Consider the following 19,020-nt stretch of genomic DNA (forward strand, 5'->3'; position numbering starts at 1 on the left):
GGAAAGAAAAGCCCGCGCAGCTTGTGGCTGCGCGGGCTTGGATAACCATTATTGCTGAATGGTTTACGCCTTCGGCTTTTCGACGTGGCCGCCGAAGCCGGCGCGCATGGCCGAGAGCACCTTGTTGGCGAACTCATCATTGTCGCGCGAGGAGAAGCGGCTGTAGAGCGCGGCACTCAGAACCGGCGTCGGAACGCTTTCGTCGATGGCGGCCATGATCGTCCAGCGGCCTTCGCCAGAGTCAGAAACGCGGCCGGCATAGGCGCCGAGCGCGGGATCCGCATGCAGCGCATCCGAGGTCAGGTCGAGCAGCCAGGAGGTGATGACGCTGCCGCGACGCCACACTTCGGCGACGTCCTGCAGATTAAAGTCGTACTGGTAGTGCTCAGGATGCGCGATCGGCGCCGTCTCGGCATCGACTTCATGATTGTCGGCACCGATATTGGCGCGCTTCAGAATGTTGAAGCCTTCGGCGTAGGCCGCCATCAGGCCGTATTCGATGCCGTTATGCACCATCTTGACGAAGTGGCCGGCGCCATGCGGGCCGCAATGCAGGTAGCCCTGCTCAGCCGTGCTGCCGGCCTGGTCGGGACGATGCGCCGAAGGAACGACATTGCCGACGCCAGGCGCCAGCGACTTGAAGATCGGCGACAGCGATTCAACCACGGCCTTTTCGCCGCCGATCATCAGGCAATAGCCACGCTCGAGACCGAAGACGCCACCGCTGGTGCCGACGTCGACATAGTGCAGGCCCTTGGTGATCAGCTCGCCACCGCGACGAATGTCGTCATGATAGTAGGAGTTGCCGCCGTCGATGATGATATCGTCGCTGTCGAGCAGCGGCGTGATCTGCGCGATCACCTTGTCGGTGATGGCCGCCGGCAGCATCAGCCACACGGCGCGCGGACGCGAAAGCTTCGAAACGAACTCTTCCAGCGAGGCGCTGCCGATGGCGCCCTTGCCGACCAGATCGTTCACGCTTTCCGTCTTCGCATCATAGACCACGCATTCATGGCCATCACGCATCAAGCGCTGGACCATGAAGCTGCCCATACGGCCCAAGCCAACCATGCCAAGCTGCATCTCATAATCTCCTGAGAATTGAGAATCTAATCGATATTATGCGCGAATACCTATCACTCGCACTGCAGCACGCAAGCGAAGTCTCCGTCACAATAGCGGGAACGCCGCCGCATATCGCTCTGCTGAACGCGAGAACCGCGAGCCCGCAAGGCCTTCCGCCGAATCTGGAAACTAAAAAAATATTTCGAATGTCAACCGCAAACCGCCAATAAGGCTGCGGCTCATTGCTGCACCGCAAGAATAACGCGCCCGCTTGTGGCATCGCTGAGCATCCGCGCGGTCTCGGAGAACACCGCTTCCGGCACGGAAAGCGTCAGCAGCGCACCCGCATCCACGAACACCTCGGCCACGACGCGCACGCCGGCAGAGCCCGCAAGCCGCGCCTTCACCAAAGCCAGATCCGAGAAGTTCACCGCGATCTCGGCCTCGACGGTCGCGACCAGCTCGATCGTCGCCGCGGCCCTGAGGCACGCGGCGGCCGTACCGCCATAGGCGCGGATCAGGCCACCGGTTCCAAGCAGCACGCCGCCGAACCAGCGGGTAACGACGACTGCTACCCGATCGAGCGACTGCCCGTCGATCGCCTGCAGGATCGGCTTGCCGGCGGTGCCGCTCGGCTCGCCGTCATCGTTGAAGCGATAATTCTGGCCGATCCGCCACGCCCAACAATTATGGTTGGCGGCGGGATCGCCGTGCTCCGCCAGAAACGCCCGGGCATCGTCTTCGGAGCCGATCGGCGCCGCGACGGCCAGAAACCGGCTCTTCTTGACGATCTGCTCCAGGGTCTCGGTGCGGGTGAGTGAAAACATGGCCATTGCCATATCGCCAGCACCGCGCGCTTCGCAAGCAAAACCGGCTTGAAGCCCAAGCCCCGCTCGCAAATCCCAGCCCCGCTTGCAAATCAAAGGCCACAAAAGCAAAACGCCCGCAGCTGGAAGCAACGGGCGTTTGAAATCTATCTGCTCGTGAAGAGCAGCGATCGCTTGTTAGCGAGTGGCGTCGCGAGCAACGCGCTGGATCTCGGAGCGGTCGATACCGAGGTCGTTCAGCGCACGGTTGGACATGCGGCCGAGTTCGCTAACGGTCTGACGATACTTGCGCCAGTTATTGAAGGAGCGTGCTACGTTCATGATGATCCCCTTTCCTAGGGCTTTCAGCGCTTGGCAGCGTGTTTGCTGCCCGTGTCTCTCTGTTGATGCGAATATATGCATGAAGGCCGACAACGAACAGCGCTAAAGCATCAGAACACCCATGCATAAAGCGCATAACTAAAACCGTGCTGCTTAATATTTTTGCCCTCAGAAAAGCCGTAAACGTTTTAGGAAAACGCCATTTTGCGGCGATTTCGCCCGATTTCGCGGCATGACGATCGGCTCGACCACAATCGTTAAAGTGTTTTAACCGTTTTAATCGACGGATATGGGCTTCATGATTCGGAAAATCACCGATTTCTGCGTGAGAAAAATCCGAAAAGCATCCCGTGCGCTCAGCGCATGCTTTATTCGCAGGCCTGCGACGCTGCGCCAGACGGTCCGCGAGAGGCTCACGAGGAGCCGCATGGTCGCCACGAAACCGCAGCGACCATGCCATATTGCCGGCGTTTACCGAGCGGGTTCGTCGGGTGGCCCCTGTTCAGCGAAAGCGCTTTGCACGGCAGCGAGAAGAGCGTGCGATGGGCCGGCCGAAAGCTCGACAAGCTCGTTCAGAAGCTCGGTGAATTCCGAAAGATAGACATGCCGTGAAAGTGCTTCTTCAGCCAAATTGTCCAGTGCGTCGCAAAGTCCGTTGACCGCACCAGCGTACTCGGCCGCCCCCTCCTCGGATGGTACGGTCAAGGCGTTGTTCCGGCATTCGTCAGAAAGCGCGGCGATCGAGTTGGATAGTAATTGTGTCACTGATGACCTCTGGTTCAGATAGTGGCAAAGCTAAAGCGCATGACGAGTGGCGGTCATGCGTCGAGTCGACAGAAAGACGTTTTGGCGCCTGAAAGCTAGTGCCAATCAATCCGAACGGTCGTGTCGAGCCTTTCCCCCATTGCCAGCAAACCCGGCATACGGCAGTAGAAGCGCGCCGGCGTGATCGAATGCGCGACATCAGGCGGCCGTGCCAGCACCCACGCAACAAGGACGTCACATGAAGCATATCCTCGCCGCGGCCACGCTCTTAACCACCACCCTGCTCCCGGTCGCAGCCACCCGAGCCGCCGATTTCGGCGTCACCCCGATGACGGATGGCGACACGTTCATCGGCTGCCTTGCCCAGAACAACCACACCGGCATCGGCTACCTCGCCGTCGGCGACAAGCTGGCGCTGTTTGCCAATGCCGACGCCTTCGCGATCGCCAAGGGTGAGCGCGTCAACGGGACATGGTCGGTGGATGGGGCTGCCGCCGCGGATTTCTCCTCGACGGCCGACAGCGACAAGACCGTGACGATCGACGTTCCGAACGATGCTGCGGCCGTCACCGCCTTGACCTCGGGCAAGGAACTGACCGTCACCGCCAACGGCATCGACGTCATCCTGCCGCTGACGGGCACGGAGGAGGCATTTGCCGCGCTGACGACCTGCATGAAGGAAAACGGCGCTGAATAGCGCCTGATACCAGGGCGCTCGAAGCGCGATACGATTGCGGGAGATGGGAAGGAAGAGTGCGATCCGCGGCAACCGATGGAGGTTTACGATCCTGGGTGCCTACAAACGTAGGTGGGCGCCATATGTCCAAGCCCACGGGCCTGGCCAGGGACAGCTCCCTTTGGATCGAGTATGGCCCCAGGGATTGTGGTTCCTGTCGAGAGGCGCAGATCGCAACTGCTATATAAGACCGATCCATGACGCGCGCCAGAGGCTGACGCAAGCGTCCCGGATTTAATTCAAGGCGCTAGTTGAGCCCGCTTAGTTCAGCGCAGCCGGCGCCCGGCCATTCAGCTTGTCGGTGATCCCGCGCAACTGGCTGCTGACCTCGACGATGGCGGCAGCGATGCTCTCTTCGGTGCGGCTGGTTGCGGCGAGCACCGTGTCGCGGTTGCTGCGCAGGCTCTTCAGCTCATCTTCAAGGCTTGCGACGCGCCGCGTCAGTTCCGAAATCTCGTCCATGATCATGATGCCGGCCATGACGGTGATGCGGAGATCGCCGATTTCGCCGAACTGATCCTTGAGATGGCCGACATAGCGGTCGAAACGGGTGGCGAGATCGGTCAGGTGGTCTTCCTGCCCCTCTTCGCAGGCCATGCGATAGGCCTTGCCGTCGATCGTTACCGTTACCTGCGCCATGTCCTAAGCCCTTTATTAGCGGTCGAGAACCGCACGGATCGTCTCCATCGCCGTCACCAGACGGCGCGAGACCTCGCGATTGACCTCTTCCAGCCGGTTCGCGCGGAATTCCGCCTGATCGAGTTCCTGCGCCAGCTTGGAGCGATCGGCATGCACGCGGCGAACCTCGCCCTCGATCTCGCCCGTCTCGCGCTGCCGCTCGATCCGCGCGTCGACGGCGCTGTCGAGCGCCGAAATCGCCTGCCGGAGCTCGAGGAGCGCTGCATCGATGCTGTTGCCTGTGGATGTCATGTCTTTCCGGTTCCCCGCGCAAGACCCGCGAATCGGTAATGAGGCCCGACGCGATGTTTTCAAAAGGATATGCAGCTCGCCAACTGCCCGTCAATAAAGGCCTAAGGGCGGCAGGCGAGCTAGTTGTGGATGACTGAAATCGGCAACTCCGTCGACGGCCTCCTCAGCGCCTCTGTCACACGCCTGTCAACTTTTGTTAAAATCGTTGGTCAAATGTCAAAAATCGTCATTCCGACCCCTCTATTAGGGCTTCGATTTATTGACTTGCCTGCTCCAACTGCTATTTGTGCACCCGCTCTCATTGATGGTCTCCGCAGGCTTGAGGCCATCCCCCGACACCCCGGAACAAGCGGAATAGCGATGATTTCTCCTGAACAACACGACCGGATGGCAAACGCGATCCGTTTCCTCTCAATGGATGCAGTCGAGAAGGCGAATTCCGGCCATCCGGGCATGCCGATGGGTATGGCCGATGTCGCCACCGTCCTGTTCTCGAAGTATCTGAAGTTCGACCCGTTGAAGCCGCATTGGCCAGACCGCGACCGCTTTGTGCTGTCGGCCGGCCACGGCTCGATGCTGCTCTACTCGCTGCTTTATCTAACCGGCTACCCTGACATGTCGGTCGATGACCTCCAGCAGTTCCGCCAGCTCGGCTCCAAGACCGCCGGCCACCCGGAATACGGCCACGCCACGGGTATCGAAACCACCACCGGCCCGCTCGGCCAGGGCATTGCCAATGCCGTCGGCATGGCGATCGCCGAACGCAAGCTGCGCGAGGAATTCGGCGCCGACCTGCAGGATCACTACACCTACGTGATCAACGGCGACGGCTGCCTGATGGAAGGCATCAGCCATGAAGCCATCGCGCTCGCCGGCCACCTGAAGCTCAACAAGCTCATCCTCTTCTGGGACAACAACTCGATCACCATCGACGGCGCTGTCTCCTTGTCGGATTCGACCGACCAGATCATGCGCTTCAAGTCTGTTCACTGGCACACGATCGAAGTCGACGGCCACGACCAGGCTGCGATTGCAGCAGCCATCGAAGAAGCCCACAAGTCCGACAAGCCGACCTTCATCGCCTGCAAGACCGTCATCGGCTTCGGCGCCCCGAACAAGCAGGGCAGCCACAAGGTTCACGGTTCGCCGCTCGGCGCCGAGGAAATCGCCGCCACCCGCAAGGCGCTGAACTGGGAATACGCACCTTTCGTCATCCCGAACGACGTTCTCTCCGATTGGCGCGCCGCCGGCACGCGTTCGGCTGAAGCCGTCAAGGCATGGGAAGGCCGCCTCGAAAAGGCAGCGACCAAGGCCGAGTTCACCCGCCGCTTCGCGGGCGACCTGCCCCAGGGCTTCGACGCCGCCATCAGCGACTACAAGAAGAAGCTCGCCGAGACCAAGCCGACCGTTGCGACCCGCAAGGCTTCGGAAGACGCGCTTGAAGTCATCAACGGCTTCCTGCCCGAGACGATCGGCGGCTCCGCCGACCTGACGCCGTCGAACAACACCAAGACCAGCCAGATGCATTCGATCACGCCGACGGACTTCGCCGGCCGCTACATGCACTGGGGCATCCGCGAGCACGGCATGGCGTCGGCCATGAACGGTATCGCTCTGCACGGCGGTCTGATCCCCTACGGCGGCGGCTTCATGATCTTCTCGGATTATTGCCGTCCTCCGATCCGCCTCGCTTCGCTGATGGGCATCCGTGTCGTCCACGTTCTCACGCACGATTCGATCGGCGTCGGCGAAGACGGCCCGACCCACCAGCCGGTCGAGCAGATGGCCTCGCTGCGCGCCATCCCGAACCTGATGATGTTCCGCCCGGCCGACGCCGTCGAAACCGCCGAGTGCTGGCAGATCGCGCTGAACACCAAGGACCGTCCGTCGGGCCTGGCGCTCACCCGCCAGAACCTCACCACGGTTCGTACCGAATACAGCGAGAAGAACCTCTGCGAACTCGGCGCCTACACGCTGGCGGGCAATGCCGACGCCAAGGTGACGATCTTCGCTTCGGGCTCCGAAGTCGAGCTGGCCGTTGCCGCCCGCAAGACGCTTGAAGAAAAGGGCGTTACCGTCCGCGTCGTCTCGGTCCCCTCGACCGAACTGTTCTTCGAGCAGCCGGATGCCTACCGCGCCGAGATCCTCGGCAAGTCGCCGATCAAGATCGCCGTCGAAGCCGCCGTTCGCGAAGGCTGGGATGCGTTCATCGGACCGGAAGGCACCTTCATCGGCATGAAGGGCTTCGGCGCTTCGGGTCCTGCCAAGGATGTCTTCAAGAAGTTCGGCATCACGACGGAAGCCGTCGTCGCCGCAGTTGAAGCCAAGCTTTGATCTGATACAAGGAGCGCCTCAGGGCGCTCCTCTTTGCTTATAAACCAAGCCCTACTCTCGGGAGAGACACACATGACTGTAAAGGTTGCCATCAACGGCTTCGGTCGTATCGGCCGCAATGTTCTCCGCGCCATCGTTGAATCCGGCCGCACGGACATCGAAGTCGTTGCCATCAACGACCTCGGCCCGGTCGAGACCAACGCGCACCTGCTGCGTTACGACTCGATCCACGGCAAGTTCCCGGCCGAAGTGAAGGTCGAAGGTGACACGATCACCGTCGGCGGCGGCAAGCCGATCAAGGTTACCGCTGTTCGCGACCCGGCACAGCTGCCTCACGCCGAACTCGGCATCGACATCGCCATGGAATGCACCGGCATCTTCACCTCGCGCGACAAGGCTGCCGCTCACCTGACGGCTGGCGCCAAGCGCGTCATCGTTTCGGCTCCTGCCGACGGTGCCGACCTGACCGTCGTCTTCGGCGTCAACCACGATCAGCTGACCAAGGAACACCTGGTCATCTCCAACGCATCCTGCACGACGAACTGCCTCGTGCCGGTCGTCAAGGTTCTCGACGATCTCGTCGGCATCGATCATGGCTTCATGACCACGATCCACTCCTACACGGGTGACCAGCCGACGCTCGACACCATGCACAAGGACCTGTACCGCGCCCGCGCCGCAGCCCTGTCCATGATCCCGACCTCGACGGGTGCAGCAAAGGCCGTTGGCCTCGTCATGCCGCACCTCAAGGGCAAGCTCGACGGCACCTCGATCCGCGTTCCGACCCCGAACGTTTCGGTCGTCGACTTCAAGTTCGTTGCCAAGAAGGCCACCTCGGTTGCCGAAATCAACGAAGCCATCAAGGCTGCCTCGAACGGCAAGCTGAAGGGCATCCTCGGCTACACCGACGAGCCGCTGGTTTCGCGCGACTTCAACCACGACAGCCACTCCTCGATCTTCGCCTCCGACCAGACCAAGGTCATGGAAGGCAACTTCGTGCGCGTTCTGTCCTGGTACGACAACGAGTGGGGCTTCTCGAGCCGCATGTCGGACACGGCTGTCGCCTTCGCCAAGACCATCTAAGGTTAGCGATATCGATTTCGGAAAGCGGCTCGGGAAACCGGGCCGCTTTTCGTTTGTTAGGAAGCACCAAGGCGGCCAAACGCGCTTGCCGACATCCAGCCGAATGCGGTAAATTCGCTCACAGCTGCAACGCGGTCGCGCAACGAGACGCCGAACCGACAACGAGCGAACCACCCATGAAAATCCTGATGTTGGCAATCCTACTTGTCATGATCGCCGGTGTGCTCAGCCTGACTGTCGGCGGCGGCGGCTCCAAGCAGCTTGCCAAGGGCCAGCCGCTGCTCGCCTCCTCCTCGCGACTGATGGGACCGCGATAATTGCACGCACGGCGGCTGCGGGGCTGGCGTGGCGCGAACGAACACCATAATGTTAGACATCAGCGAAACGAAAGAGAATTCAATGGATTATTTCACCATCGAGATATCGGGCAAAGCCATCGCGAGTTTCCGCTCGGAAAACGCCGAAGACGCCAAGCACTTCATCGAGGCCGAGGATTTCCGCGAGGATCTGACGGTGCTCGAGACGGAAGGCAAGCCGGTATGGGATGGCAAGGCGCCGCTCACCCTGCGCAAGGCGACCCCGGATGAGGCGAGCGAAGTCGAGCACGCCTACGAGTTCGACGACGATCCCTCGCGCACCATCGACGACGAATTCGTTGTCTTCCTCATCCCGATTTCGGACGCGGATGAAGACGACGGCGACGAAGAGGCGTAAGGCCAAAAGAAATACAGGACGATTGTCCAAGAAAAGGACAGGGCAGCGATTTCTGCCCTGCTCTCGCCTGATTTGATCCTACACTTTACTCAGGATCACTCTCCAACCGTTCATTTGATTTGCCGTTAGGCGGATCGCTCAGCAGCATGATGCAGCAAAGCGCAAGGATAGCCCTTTAGGTCTACCCTTCGTTCGGATTTTGCCGTTTACTGGCAGGCATCGGACGGGAACTGGAGACGCGATACCATAGTTTTAGACAGCCGCATGCGACGGGGGGCGACACTGCGGCGATTGATTTTGCATAAAGGGGTTCGGGCATGGAAGCATTCTACATCGTCGTACTGGTATCGACGGCGCTCGTGCTTCTTGCGGCCTTCTCCAGCCTGCTCGCCTTCCGCTTCGGCGCGCCCCTTCTGCTCTTGTTTCTCGGCATCGGCCTGCTTGCCGGCAGCGACGGCCTGGGTATCGAATTCACCAACAACTACCTCGCCTACATCCTCGGCTCGATCGCGCTTGCCATCATCCTCTTCGATTCCGGCTTCGGCACACCGGTGCAGGCCTTCAAGCTCGCCGCGGTACCCTCGATAACGCTGGCATCCGTCGGCGTGCTGATGACGGCGTCCTTGTTTGCCGTCGCCGCCATGTGGCTTTTGAACTTCACCTGGCTCGAGGGCATGCTGCTCGGCTCCATCGTCGCCTCCACCGACGCGGCCGCCGTCTTCTTCCTGCTGCGCATCGGCGGCATCAACATTCGCGACAAGGTGCGCTCGACGCTCGAAGTCGAATCCGGCACCAACGACCCGATGGCGATCTTCCTCACCATCGCGCTGGTCGAGGTCCTGGCATCGGGCGAGCGCTATCACGGCATCAACATCGGCATGCTCGCCATGTTCGTGCAGCAGATGGGCCTCGGCGTCATCCTCGGCCTGCTCGGCGGCATGATGATCGTGCTGATCGTCGGCAGGCTCGAGACCGATCGCGGCCTGACGCCGATCTTCGTTCTGGCGCTGGCGCTTCTGGTCTTCTCGTTCACCGGCGCCGTCGGCGGCAGCGGCTTCCTCGCGGTCTACGTCGCCGGCATCTATGCCGGAAACCGCAAGCTACCTGGCTATGCCTCGATCAAGCGGTTCCAGGACGGCATGACCTGGCTGGCGCAGATCATCATGTTCCTGGTGCTTGGCCTTCTGGCGACGCCGTCGCAGTTCGGCGCGATCGCCATCCCGGCGGTCCTGCTCGCGCTCTTCCTGATCTTCATCGCCCGCCCGCTGGCGATCTGGCTGTCGCTGCTGCCCTTCGACTACACGCAGCAGGAAATCGGCTTCGTCGCCTGGGTCGGCCTGCGCGGCGCCGTCTCCATTCTGCTTGCCATCATGCCGATCCTCGGTGGGCTGGAAAATGGCCAGGTCTACTTCAACACCGCCTTCATCATCGTGCTCGTCTCGCTGCTGGTGCAGGGCTGGACCATCAAGCCGGTCGCCAAGAAACTCGGCCTGATCATTCCGCCGCGCATCGGCGCCGTCGACAAGGTGGAGGTCGATCTGCCGGGTGCTGCCAACCACGAACTCCTCTCCTACCGCGTCGTCAAGGATAGCCCCGTGCTGCGCGGCGAGCGCATTCCGCGCTGGGCGACACCCTCGCTCGTCATCCGCGACGGCAAGTCGATGCGCTATCAATATGCCGGCCGCCTGCGCGAGAACGATCTCGTCTATCTCTTCATCGTTCCCTCCTATTCGCGCCTGCTCGACAAGCTCTTCGCAAGCCGCGTCCCGGTGGAGGAAGACGACACCGATTTCTTCGGCGCCTTCGCGCTCTCCCCGAGTCGCCCGGCGACCGATCTTGACGCCGCCTACGGCCCTGGTCTGCTGAACGAAAACGAGAAGGGCCTGACCATCGCGGAGCTGATGAAGCAGCGTCTCGGCGGCAAGGCGGAATATGCCGACCGCGTGCGCCTCGGCTCCATCATCCTCATCGTCCGCGACCTCGACGACCACGATCATATCAGCGCGATCGGCATGTCGCTGGAGGCCGTCGAGCCGGCCGTGACGCTGCCGATCTTCATCAATATGCGCGATATCATCGACCGCGTGCATGAGCGCTTCAAGAGCCGCAAGAACAAGGAGGCGGCAGCCGCCGCGGCGGGTGGAAAAGCCGACGAAAACCCGCGCTGAACGCCTTGCGTCCGCGATGATCCTTGCTATGGTCCCCGCATCTTTTCAGGCAATAAACGAACGGATTTCCCAATGCCTTCCTTCAAGACACTCGACGATCTTAACGACATTGCCGGAAAGCGCGTTCTCGTCCGCGTCGACCTCAACGTTCCGGTAAAGGACGGCAAGGTGACGGACGTGACCCGCATCGAGCGTGTCGCCCCGACCATCAAGGAACTGTCCAAGAAGGGCGCAAAGGTTATCCTTCTCGCGCACTTCGGCCGCCCCAAGGATGGCCCCTCGCCGGACCTGTCGCTCACCCTGATCGCCCCCTCGGTTGAGGCCGTTCTCGGCCATCCCGTGCAGACGGCAACCGACGTGATCGGCGAAGCAGCCGCCGGCGCCGTGGCCGCCATGAAGGATGGCGACATCCTGCTTCTCGAAAACACCCGCTTCCACAAGGGCGAGGAAAAGAACGACCCCGATTTCGTCAAGGCGCTGGTCGCCAATGGCGACATCTACGTCAACGACGCCTTCTCGGCCGCGCACCGCGCCCATGCCTCGACCGAAGGTCTTGCCCGTCACCTCCCGGCATACGCCGGCCGCACCATGCAGGCTGAACTGGAAGCGCTGGAAAAGGGCCTCGGCCAGCCGGTTCGTCCCGTCGTTGCCATCGTCGGCGGCGCCAAGGTCTCGACCAAGATCGATCTCCTCATGAACCTCGTGAAGAAGGTCGACGCCCTCGTCATCGGCGGCGGCATGGCCAACACCTTCATCGCCGCGCGTGGCACCAGCGTCGGCAAGTCGCTGTGCGAGCATGACCTTGCCGACACCGCCCGCCAGATCATGATCGAGGCCGCGACCGCTGGTTGCGCGATCGTTCTGCCCGAAGACGGCGTCGTCGCCCGCGAGTTCAAGGCAGGCGCCGCCAACGAGATCGTCGCCATCGACGCCATCCCTGACGATGCCATGATGCTCGACGTCGGCCCGAAGTCGGTCGAAGCTGTGAAGGCCTGGATCGAGCGCGCCAACACGCTGGTCTGGAACGGCCCGCTCGGCGCCTTCGAGATCGAGCCCTTCGACAAGGCAACTGTTGCCGCCGCGCAATATGCGGCAGAGCGCACCAAGGCCGGCAAGCTCACCTCGGTCGCCGGTGGCGGCGATACCGTCTCGGCGCTGAACCACGCCGGCGTTGCCGATGACTTCACCTACGTCTCGACGGCGGGCGGTGCCTTCCTGGAATGGATGGAAGGCAAGGTTCTGCCTGGTGTAGAGGTCCTCACCAAGGCCAAGTAAGTCAAACCGGGCTTTGGGCCTGTTTGGACTGTTTCATTGAAGACCGCGGGAGCCAGCGCTTTCGCGGTCTTTCCGTTGAAACTAAAACAACTTTAAACTTTCAAACGTTTGAAACGATTTCAATCGTTTCAATAGCTTACCCCAGGATTTTCCTTTTAAAATTCTTCTGGTATCGCAGATTCGAGTGCCGATCGGCTTTGACAAAGAGCAAAATCCGGACGCGATGCGCCGGTTCGAGAGAAGGAATGAAGTATGGTGGACGCGAAGATGTTGGACAAGATCAGCTCGGCGCCAGGATTCATTGCAGCGCTGGACCAGAGCGGTGGTTCGACACCCGCAGCGTTGCGCCTCTACGGCATTGCCGACAGCGATTACCAGGGCGACGATGAGATGTTCCGCCTGATGCACGCCATGCGCGTCCGCATCATGACCGCGCCCGCCTTCACCGGCGAAAAGATCATTGCCGCGATCCTCTTCGAGCGGACCATGGACGGCGACGTCGATGGCCAGCCGGTTCCCTCCTATCTCTGGGAAAAGCGCGGCGTCGTTCCTCTTCTGAAGATCGACAAGGGCCTGGCGGCTGAAGAAAACGGCGTCCAGATCATGAAGCCGATGCCTGAGCTGGAGACGCTCCTCGCGCGCGGCCGCGACAAGGGAATTTTCGGCACCAAGATGCGCTCGGTGATCGCAAGCGCCGACCGGTCAGGCATTGCAGCCGTCGTCAAGCAGCAGTTCGAAGTGGCCCGCCAGATCATCGGCAGCGGCCTCGTTCCGATCGTCGAACCTGAAGTCTCCATCAAGAGCCCGACGAAGCAGGAGGCCGAGGCCATCCTTCGCGACGAGATCGCCAAGCAGCTCGACCTGCTTCCCGCGAGCGAAAAGGTGGTGCTGAAGCTGACGATCCCGACGGTTGCCGATTTCTACGCGCCTCTGGTTGCCCACAAGCAGGTCGTGCGCGTCGTCGCACTCTCCGGCGGCTACAGCCGCACCGACGCCTGCGAGAAGCTCAGCCACAACCACGGCATGATCGCCAGCTTCTCGCGCGCGCTGACGGAAAACCTGCGCGTTTCTATGAGCGACGCGGAGTTCGACGCGAGCCTCGCCGAAACGATCAACGAGATCTACGCCGCCAGCGTCAACAAGGCCTGATCCGCGCGCAGCAGTTCAACGACCGGTCGCCTACTCTGGCGGCCGGTTTTTTGTTGCCATGCATCGTCATCGGTCGATTGTCACGGCGACAAGAATTCCCCTTCTGCCAGCCGGCGGCGATAGCTACTGATTGCGCTCCTGAACCATCGGAGCACGCAATGACCGCCGTTTCCTTCACCACCGTCGATGTCTTCACTTCCACCCGCTTCGAAGGCAACCCGCTGGCTGTCATGACGGATGCGCGCGGCCTCTCCGATGATCAGATGCAGAAGATCGCCGCCGAGTTCGGTTATTCGGAAGTGACCTTCGTTCTGCCGCCTGAGAACCCCGAAAATACCGCCCGCGTGCGCATCTTCACGCCGACGACGGAAGTGCCCTTCGCCGGCCACCCCAATGTCGGCACCGCCTATGTGCTCGGCAATCTCGACGACATCTTCGGAAAGCCTGTCGGCGACGTCATGCGCTTCGAGGAAAAGGCCGGCGTGGTCACCGTCGACGTGCGCCGCGAAGAAGGCCGCGTGACCTCGACCGCGATCCGCGCACCGAAGCCCCTATCGACTGGCAACACCGTCGCGACAGACACCATCGCCCGCTGCATCGCCATCGACAGCGCGAAAGTCAGCACCCGCATCCACCAGCCACTGACGGCATCAGTCGGCCTGAGCTTCGTCGTCGCCGAACTCGCCGATCTCGACACACTCGCCCGCGCCCGCCCCAACCTCGCTTACTTCCGCGATGCCGCGGCCCCGACGCTTGAGGGAAATCACGACTTCTCGCTCTTCGTATACGTCCGCTCGGCCGACAAGCCCTGGCACATCCGCGCCCGCATGTTCGCACCGCTCGACAACGTCCCGGAAGACCCCGCGACCGGCAGCGCCTCGGCCGCCCTTGGCGCCTACCTCGTCTCGCTGGAGCCTGGTCCCGACATGACGGTATCGCTGACCATCGAGCAGGGCGTCGAAATGGGCCGCCGCAGCTTCATCGGCATCGAGGTGACGAAGACCGGCGGCGTGGTCACCGACGTTGTGATCGCGGGCGCCTGCGTCGAGGTCATGCGCGGCGTGATCGACTGCTGATCATGTCGCTTGAACAGGACGGATCCGCGCCCCGGCGCGCTTGACAGCAATCCGGCGCAAGCGATATCAAACTGGCTATCGGCAATGGATTCTGCCGAGGCCAGAAAAGGCTGAACCGCTTCCCCGACGAAGCCGATGACTCCTACTTCATTTGCCATCGCGCGAAAGGGTAGAGTCATGTTCGAAGTCTTCATTCCATCACACATCGCCGGCGATACCGCCCATCATCAGGGGGCAGCACTATGATCGCCTTTTCCGACGTTTTCGGCATCCGCCTTCGCCAGCTTCGTGACATCGGCAAGTGGATCGCCGTCATCGTTCCGATGGCAGTTGTCGTCGGCTCGCTCTGCGCATTCTTCCTCTGGGCACTCGATCTTGCGACCAGGAGCCGCTTCGATCATCCCTGGCTGCTCTACGGCCTGCCGGCCGCCGGCTTCCTCATGGTCTTGGTCTACCAGACATTCGGAAAGTCCGCCGAGGGCGGCAATAACCTCATCGTCGACCAGATCCACGAACCCGGCGCCGGCGTTCCCCTGCGCATGGCACCGCTCATCCTCGTCTCCACCATCGCCACCCATCTCTTTGGCGGCTCGGCCGGACGCGAGGGCACGGCGGTGCAGCTTGGCGGCAGCATCGCCAGCGCCGTGGCGAAGCTCTTCCGCCTGTCGCCCGCCGATGTGAAAATCCTCCTCATGGGGGGCATCGCGGCCGGCTTCGGCGCGGTGTTCGGCACGCCGATCGCCGGCGCCATCTTCGCACTCGAAGTGCTGACCATCGGCCGCATGCAGTATGAAGCGCTGATCCCCTGCCTGATGGCCGCAGTCACCGGCGACTGGGCCTGCCATGCCTGGGGCATCGAGCACACGCACTACCACATCGCTTATCTCGCCGACGCGCCAGCCAATTCCTTCCATCTCGATGCGATCCTGCTGTCGAAAGTCGCCATCGCCGGCGTCATCTTCGGTCTTGCCGCGAAATCCTTCGCCGAACTCTCTCACGCAGCCTCGGCACTTTTCAAGAAGCTCCTGCCCTACGCGCCGCTGCGCGCCGTTCTGGCCGGGCTGATCCTGATCGGCCTCGTCCATCTGCTCGGCACCCGTGCCTATCTCGGCCTCGGCGTCTGGTCGCCCGACGCTGCTGATCCTACGATACCGGGCTTCTTCGCACCCGGCGCCGTCGATTACTGGAGCTGGTTCTGGAAAGCGCTCTTCACCATCGTCACGCTCAGCGCCGGCTTCAAGGGTGGCGAGGTGACGCCGCTCTTCTTCATCGGCGCCGCACTCGGCAATGCGCTTGCGGCCCTCTTCGGCGCGCCGTCTGATCTCTTCGCCGGGCTCGGCTTCGTGGCGATCTTCGCCGGCGCCACCAACACGCCGCTTGCCTGCATGATCATGGGCATCGAGCTCTTCGGCTCCACTCACGCCGTCTACCTCGCCGTCGCCTGCTTCCTCGCCTATCTCTGCAGCGGCCATTCGAGCATCTATCTCGCCCAGCGCCTCGGCGTCCCGAAACGCCGCGCTATGGGTACAATCCCCCCAGGCGTCTCGCTGCGCCATATCAAGGAGCGGAAGGTGCCGGCTGTCGAAGGTGTCGAGAAGTGACAAAATGAAAGCGCCCGCCACGAGAACGCGGCGGGCTACTTGTTCTGCATTCGGCTTACGCAGCGCTTGAAAACAGATAAGGCCGGCGCTCGGTCTCGCTCGTCTTGAAGGAATGCCGCAGATGCAGCAGATCCTTGCGCGCGATCAGCCCAACCAGCCGCTTCGTCTGCGGGTCGATGACGGGGATGCGCCCTTCTCCCGAGTTCAGCATGATATCCGTGACATGCCCGACCGTATCATCCGCAAGCGCATAGGCGATCTCAGCGTTCGACGTCGCGTCGACAATGCTGACATCATCTGCCACGCCCTCCTGATGCCACCGCAGCACATCGGCGCGGGAGACCAGGCCGAGCAGCACGCGCTGGTCGTCGACCACAGGATAGACGCGATGCGTCTTCTCGGCCGTCTCGAAGAAGGTCTTCACCTCCCCCACGGTCTGCCGGGCAGAGAGCACGTCGACGTCGACAATCATGATGTCGCGGGCGCGTGTCAGCTCGAACGGATCGATGCCGTATTCGCGCGTGATGTGCTGGCCGCGCCGGGCGATCTTTTCCGTGAGGATCGAGCGCCGCAGCACGAGCACCGTCACCGCATAGGCCGACACCGTGGCGGCGAGCAGCGGCAGGAGCGCCGAGAGGTCCCCCGTCAGCTCCACCGCGAAGAAGGTTCCGGTCAACGGCGCGCGCATCGTGCCGCCCATCATCGCGGCCATGCCGATCAGCGCCCAGAAGCCCTGGTCTCCGGGCAGAAACAGCCCTGCCAGCCAGCCGATCGCGCCACCGAAGATGAGCAGCGGCGCCAACACGCCGCCCGACGTACCGGATGACAACGCGATGAGCCAGATCGCCACCTTCACGGCGAGGATGGTGAGGACGGCGGCCGGAAGCACGTTGCTATGCAGCAGATCCTCGATGATATCGTAGCCGACACCGAGCGCGCGCGGCTCGATCAGCCCACCGAGCCCGATGAACAACCCGCCGATCGCCGGGCACCACATCCAGTGAACAGGCAAGGCCTCGAACAGGTCCTCGACCTTGTAGAGGAGCACCGTCAGAAGACCGGACGCGAAGCCGGTGAGAATGCCGAGCCCGGCGCACAGCGCAATTCCCCACCAGGGGAGGCTCATGTCGAAATGCGCGGGAAACAGCGGACCGGCGCCAAACAGAAACGGCCGCCAGCAAGCCGACACGCAGGCAGCCACGGCAACGGGAATGAAGCTTCTCGGCTTCCATTCGAACAGAAGCAGCTCGACCGCCAGGAGAAGTGCTGCAATTGGCGTGCCGAAGATCGCGGTCATCCCGGCGGCCGCACCCGCGACCAGCAGAGACTTGCGCTCCGCCGAGCTCATCTCGAAGCACTGCGCGAAGAGCGAGCCGATCGCGCCGCCGGTCATGATGATCGGCCCTTCAGCCCCGAACGGCCCACCGGTGCCGATCGAGATCGCCGACGACAGCGGCTTGAGCACCGCCACCTTGGGCGACATCCGGCTTCCGCCGATCAGGATCGCCTCGATGGCTTCGGGAATGCCGTGTCCCCGGATCTTCTCCGAGCCGAAGCGCGCCATCAGCCCGATGATCAGCCCGCCGATGACAGGCACGACGAGCATCCATAGCGACGGACGCGCATGCGCCAGGCTCTCGGCAACGAGGCTGAACTTTCCGAACCAGACGACATTCGAGACGAGCGAGATCAGGCTGACCAGCAGCCACGCCGCAAACGCGCCGCCGGTGCCGACGACGACGGCCATTGCGATCAACGCCAGAACGCGCCTGTCGGTGGTGAAATCGCCCGCCGCGCGACGCGGCAGCAGGGAAGCGGCATCGGGGGATGTATCGGGCGGAAGAGATTTTGGGGGCATGGTCGCTCCTGTCTGGTGTTTATCTGCGCGCTCAAATATATCGTATTACGATATAAATCAAGAGACCGATCTCTCGCGCTGCGGGCTTTGCGCATGGCGTCGATAACGGCTAGAGATCGCCCTGACTTTCATGGGCGTTGACGGAAGGATGTGACGATGCGGGACGATCTGTCGGAGGAGGATTACGAAGCGCTTGCGAACCTTCGCCACACGCTGCGCCGTTTCATGGATTTCAGCGCCTCGGCAGCGCTTGAAGCCGGCCTGCCCGCGCAGCAGCATCAGGCACTGCTCGCCATCAAGGGGCACCGCGCCCCCGATCCGATGACCGTCGGCCTGCTCGCAGAGCGCCTGATCATCGCGCCGCACACCGCGACCGAACTGGTGGGCCGTCTCGAAGCCGCCGGCTACGTCAGCCGCCGCCCCGACCCCAACGACCGCCGACGCCAGACGCTCATCCTGACAGACCAGGCCGAGGCCGTCCTCAAACAGCTGACGACCATCCACCTGAAGGAGATCCGAGAAATGGCGCCGCGCCTGATCGGCATCCTCCAGAGCATCCAGCAGGAAACGCCGCTGCCGGATGATCCGTGGTCGGCATAAGATATCGACGAGGCTGCAGACAGCCCCTCAGGGCGCCCCATTGATCTCGACGATGTTGAGATCAGGGTCGCGAAGATAAAGCTGCGGGAACCCGGCCAGGCCCGTGCGGAAAACCAGCATGTGCTTGGGATCGCCTTCGGGCAAATCCCCGCTGAAGCCGAGCGCGGCAAGGCGCTCGAGAACGGCCTCGAAGTCATCGGTCCGAAACGCGAAGTGCCAGTCGTTACGATCAATGACCGGCCGTTGCCGGAAGGTGCCCTCGGGATGCACGACGAGGTGGACCTGCAAGCTGCCGCAGGCGAGCCACGCTCCCCCCACCGGAAAGTCAGGTCGAGGAATTTCGGAAAGACCAAAGACATCGCGGTAAAACGGTAGAGATGTCTCGAGATCAGCCGTGATGATCGACACGTGATGCAGGGCAAGCATGTCCTCTCCCCCCAAGAAGCGTCCAAGCAACCATCACAATAGCCGAAACAGCAGCCTGACACCATCTGAGGGCGAGCCTCTTCCCGCGGCCG

The 19,020-nt window shown here is 62.2% G+C and carries 20 protein-coding genes, 1 other RNA gene and 1 riboswitch; of the genes, 11 read left to right on the forward strand and 10 right to left on the reverse strand.

The features are described from left to right. Positions 1 to 63 precede the first annotated feature (63 nt). From gnd to AC1DOG_RS21425, 5 genes are all read right to left on the reverse strand, one after another. Positions 64 to 1,083 carry a phosphogluconate dehydrogenase (NAD(+)-dependent, decarboxylating) gene (gene gnd / locus AC1DOG_RS21405; protein ID WP_018899659.1) on the reverse strand — a complete coding sequence of 340 codons (1,020 nt, stop codon included), beginning with the start codon at positions 1,081 to 1,083 and terminating at the stop codon, positions 64 to 66. Between the two features lie 221 nt (positions 1,084 to 1,304). Further along, the gene (locus AC1DOG_RS21410) at positions 1,305 to 1,892 is read right to left on the reverse strand and encodes an IMPACT family protein (RefSeq protein ID WP_477930976.1); all 588 of its coding nucleotides are present in this window, start codon (positions 1,890 to 1,892) and stop codon (positions 1,305 to 1,307) included. Positions 1,893 to 2,069: 177 nt separating this feature from the next. After that, a complete protein-coding gene (locus tag AC1DOG_RS21415) occupies positions 2,070 to 2,213 on the reverse strand; it encodes a DUF1127 domain-containing protein (protein ID WP_018899661.1) in 144 nt (47 codons plus the stop codon). Further along, positions 2,188 to 2,673, reverse strand: coding sequence for a hypothetical protein (locus tag AC1DOG_RS21420; RefSeq protein ID WP_477930899.1), 486 nt, complete (start codon positions 2,671 to 2,673; stop codon positions 2,188 to 2,190). The genes AC1DOG_RS21415 and AC1DOG_RS21420 overlap by 26 nt, the downstream gene beginning before the upstream one ends. Before the next feature lie 11 nt (positions 2,674 to 2,684). Beyond that, entirely contained in the window at positions 2,685 to 2,918 is a 234-nt protein-coding gene (locus AC1DOG_RS21425) for a hypothetical protein (RefSeq protein WP_113008788.1), read from the reverse strand. A gap of 298 nt (positions 2,919 to 3,216) precedes the next feature. On the opposite strand from AC1DOG_RS21425, the gene AC1DOG_RS21430 reads away from it, so the two are divergent. Beyond that, positions 3,217 to 3,675: a hypothetical protein gene (locus tag AC1DOG_RS21430; RefSeq protein WP_477930901.1), complete on the forward strand. Its 459-nt coding sequence runs from the start codon at positions 3,217 to 3,219 to the stop codon at positions 3,673 to 3,675. A 56-nt stretch (positions 3,676 to 3,731) separates the two neighbouring features. On the opposite strand, the gene ssrS is transcribed toward AC1DOG_RS21430, so the two are convergent. The 3 genes from ssrS to AC1DOG_RS21445 form a co-directional block, all read right to left on the reverse strand. Next, positions 3,732 to 3,890: non-coding RNA, 6S RNA (gene ssrS, locus AC1DOG_RS21435), on the reverse strand. An 85-nt stretch (positions 3,891 to 3,975) separates the two neighbouring features. Beyond that, on the reverse strand, positions 3,976 to 4,353 hold the full coding sequence (locus AC1DOG_RS21440) for a cell division protein ZapA (RefSeq protein WP_477930903.1): 378 nt from the start codon (positions 4,351 to 4,353) through the stop codon (positions 3,976 to 3,978). A gap of 15 nt (positions 4,354 to 4,368) precedes the next feature. Next, positions 4,369 to 4,644 (reverse strand): DUF4164 domain-containing protein, encoded by a 276-nt coding sequence (locus tag AC1DOG_RS21445; RefSeq protein WP_018899664.1) that lies wholly within the window; start codon positions 4,642 to 4,644, stop codon positions 4,369 to 4,371. Between the two features lie 360 nt (positions 4,645 to 5,004). On the opposite strand from AC1DOG_RS21445, the gene tkt reads away from it, so the two are divergent. The 9 genes from tkt (at position 5,005) to AC1DOG_RS21490 (ending at position 16,044) form a co-directional block, all read left to right on the forward strand. Next, a complete protein-coding gene (tkt, locus tag AC1DOG_RS21450; protein WP_477930906.1) occupies positions 5,005 to 6,978 on the forward strand; it encodes a transketolase in 1,974 nt (657 codons plus the stop codon). Positions 6,979 to 7,050: 72 nt separating this feature from the next. Further along, on the forward strand, positions 7,051 to 8,061 hold the full coding sequence (gene gap / locus AC1DOG_RS21455) for a type I glyceraldehyde-3-phosphate dehydrogenase (RefSeq protein WP_111563323.1): 1,011 nt from the start codon (positions 7,051 to 7,053) through the stop codon (positions 8,059 to 8,061). A 188-nt stretch (positions 8,062 to 8,249) separates the two neighbouring features. After that, positions 8,250 to 8,378 carry a hypothetical protein gene (locus AC1DOG_RS21460; protein ID WP_477930908.1) on the forward strand — a complete coding sequence of 43 codons (129 nt, stop codon included), beginning with the start codon at positions 8,250 to 8,252 and terminating at the stop codon, positions 8,376 to 8,378. 82 nt (positions 8,379 to 8,460) lie between these two features. Continuing rightward, positions 8,461 to 8,775, forward strand: a complete 315-nt coding sequence (locus AC1DOG_RS21465) for a hypothetical protein (RefSeq protein WP_112944904.1) — start codon at positions 8,461 to 8,463, stop codon at positions 8,773 to 8,775. Between the two features lie 317 nt (positions 8,776 to 9,092). Continuing rightward, the gene (locus AC1DOG_RS21470; RefSeq protein WP_477930911.1) at positions 9,093 to 10,943 is read left to right on the forward strand and encodes a potassium/proton antiporter; all 1,851 of its coding nucleotides are present in this window, start codon (positions 9,093 to 9,095) and stop codon (positions 10,941 to 10,943) included. A gap of 72 nt (positions 10,944 to 11,015) precedes the next feature. Further along, positions 11,016 to 12,218 (forward strand): phosphoglycerate kinase, encoded by a 1,203-nt coding sequence (locus tag AC1DOG_RS21475; RefSeq protein WP_112944902.1) that lies wholly within the window; start codon positions 11,016 to 11,018, stop codon positions 12,216 to 12,218. Positions 12,219 to 12,470: 252 nt separating this feature from the next. Further along, positions 12,471 to 13,367 carry a fructose bisphosphate aldolase gene (locus AC1DOG_RS21480; protein ID WP_477930913.1) on the forward strand — a complete coding sequence of 299 codons (897 nt, stop codon included), beginning with the start codon at positions 12,471 to 12,473 and terminating at the stop codon, positions 13,365 to 13,367. A gap of 158 nt (positions 13,368 to 13,525) precedes the next feature. Next, positions 13,526 to 14,443 (forward strand): PhzF family phenazine biosynthesis protein, encoded by a 918-nt coding sequence (locus AC1DOG_RS21485; protein ID WP_477930915.1) that lies wholly within the window; start codon positions 13,526 to 13,528, stop codon positions 14,441 to 14,443. 71 nt (positions 14,444 to 14,514) lie between these two features. Beyond that, positions 14,515 to 14,595: riboswitch (Fluoride riboswitch) on the forward strand. A gap of 90 nt (positions 14,596 to 14,685) precedes the next feature. Next, the gene (locus AC1DOG_RS21490) at positions 14,686 to 16,044 is read left to right on the forward strand and encodes a voltage-gated chloride channel family protein (protein WP_477930917.1); all 1,359 of its coding nucleotides are present in this window, start codon (positions 14,686 to 14,688) and stop codon (positions 16,042 to 16,044) included. 55 nt (positions 16,045 to 16,099) lie between these two features. On the opposite strand, the gene AC1DOG_RS21495 is transcribed toward AC1DOG_RS21490, so the two are convergent. After that, positions 16,100 to 17,902, reverse strand: a complete 1,803-nt coding sequence (locus AC1DOG_RS21495) for a chloride channel protein (protein WP_477930919.1) — start codon at positions 17,900 to 17,902, stop codon at positions 16,100 to 16,102. A gap of 156 nt (positions 17,903 to 18,058) precedes the next feature. Here AC1DOG_RS21495 and AC1DOG_RS21500 point away from each other — a divergent pair, with 156 nt between their 5' ends. After that, positions 18,059 to 18,502 (forward strand): MarR family winged helix-turn-helix transcriptional regulator, encoded by a 444-nt coding sequence (locus tag AC1DOG_RS21500; protein WP_289729809.1) that lies wholly within the window; start codon positions 18,059 to 18,061, stop codon positions 18,500 to 18,502. Between the two features lie 27 nt (positions 18,503 to 18,529). Here AC1DOG_RS21500 and AC1DOG_RS21505 read toward each other — a convergent pair whose 3' ends face one another. Beyond that, positions 18,530 to 18,928 carry a VOC family protein gene (locus AC1DOG_RS21505; RefSeq protein WP_477930921.1) on the reverse strand — a complete coding sequence of 133 codons (399 nt, stop codon included), beginning with the start codon at positions 18,926 to 18,928 and terminating at the stop codon, positions 18,530 to 18,532. Between the last annotated feature and the right edge of the window lie 92 nt (positions 18,929 to 19,020).

The organism is Rhizobium sp. 01N48 (assembly GCF_056399145.1).

Excerpts from the sequence above, each read along its gene's own strand:
- gnd (WP_018899659.1), bottom strand. The coding sequence starts at position 1,083 with ATGCAGCTTGGCATGGTTGGCTTGGGCCGTATGGGCAGCTTCATGGTC.
- AC1DOG_RS21410 (WP_477930976.1), bottom strand. The coding sequence starts at position 1,892 with ATGTTTTCACTCACCCGCACCGAGACCCTGGAGCAGATCGTCAAGAAG.
- AC1DOG_RS21415 (WP_018899661.1), bottom strand. The coding sequence starts at position 2,213 with ATGAACGTAGCACGCTCCTTCAATAACTGGCGCAAGTATCGTCAGACC.
- AC1DOG_RS21420 (WP_477930899.1), bottom strand. The coding sequence starts at position 2,673 with ATGGCATGGTCGCTGCGGTTTCGTGGCGACCATGCGGCTCCTCGTGAG.
- AC1DOG_RS21430 (WP_477930901.1), top strand. The coding sequence starts at position 3,217 with ATGAAGCATATCCTCGCCGCGGCCACGCTCTTAACCACCACCCTGCTC.
- AC1DOG_RS21440 (WP_477930903.1), bottom strand. The coding sequence starts at position 4,353 with ATGGCGCAGGTAACGGTAACGATCGACGGCAAGGCCTATCGCATGGCC.
- AC1DOG_RS21445 (WP_018899664.1), bottom strand. The coding sequence starts at position 4,644 with ATGACATCCACAGGCAACAGCATCGATGCAGCGCTCCTCGAGCTCCGG.
- tkt (WP_477930906.1), top strand. The coding sequence starts at position 5,005 with ATGATTTCTCCTGAACAACACGACCGGATGGCAAACGCGATCCGTTTC.
- gap (WP_111563323.1), top strand. The coding sequence starts at position 7,051 with ATGACTGTAAAGGTTGCCATCAACGGCTTCGGTCGTATCGGCCGCAAT.
- AC1DOG_RS21460 (WP_477930908.1), top strand. The coding sequence starts at position 8,250 with ATGTTGGCAATCCTACTTGTCATGATCGCCGGTGTGCTCAGCCTGACT.
- AC1DOG_RS21465 (WP_112944904.1), top strand. The coding sequence starts at position 8,461 with ATGGATTATTTCACCATCGAGATATCGGGCAAAGCCATCGCGAGTTTC.
- AC1DOG_RS21470 (WP_477930911.1), top strand. The coding sequence starts at position 9,093 with ATGGAAGCATTCTACATCGTCGTACTGGTATCGACGGCGCTCGTGCTT.
- AC1DOG_RS21475 (WP_112944902.1), top strand. The coding sequence starts at position 11,016 with ATGCCTTCCTTCAAGACACTCGACGATCTTAACGACATTGCCGGAAAG.
- AC1DOG_RS21480 (WP_477930913.1), top strand. The coding sequence starts at position 12,471 with ATGGTGGACGCGAAGATGTTGGACAAGATCAGCTCGGCGCCAGGATTC.
- AC1DOG_RS21485 (WP_477930915.1), top strand. The coding sequence starts at position 13,526 with ATGACCGCCGTTTCCTTCACCACCGTCGATGTCTTCACTTCCACCCGC.
- AC1DOG_RS21490 (WP_477930917.1), top strand. The coding sequence starts at position 14,686 with ATGATCGCCTTTTCCGACGTTTTCGGCATCCGCCTTCGCCAGCTTCGT.
- AC1DOG_RS21495 (WP_477930919.1), bottom strand. The coding sequence starts at position 17,902 with ATGCCCCCAAAATCTCTTCCGCCCGATACATCCCCCGATGCCGCTTCC.
- AC1DOG_RS21500 (WP_289729809.1), top strand. The coding sequence starts at position 18,059 with ATGCGGGACGATCTGTCGGAGGAGGATTACGAAGCGCTTGCGAACCTT.
- AC1DOG_RS21505 (WP_477930921.1), bottom strand. The coding sequence starts at position 18,928 with ATGCTTGCCCTGCATCACGTGTCGATCATCACGGCTGATCTCGAGACA.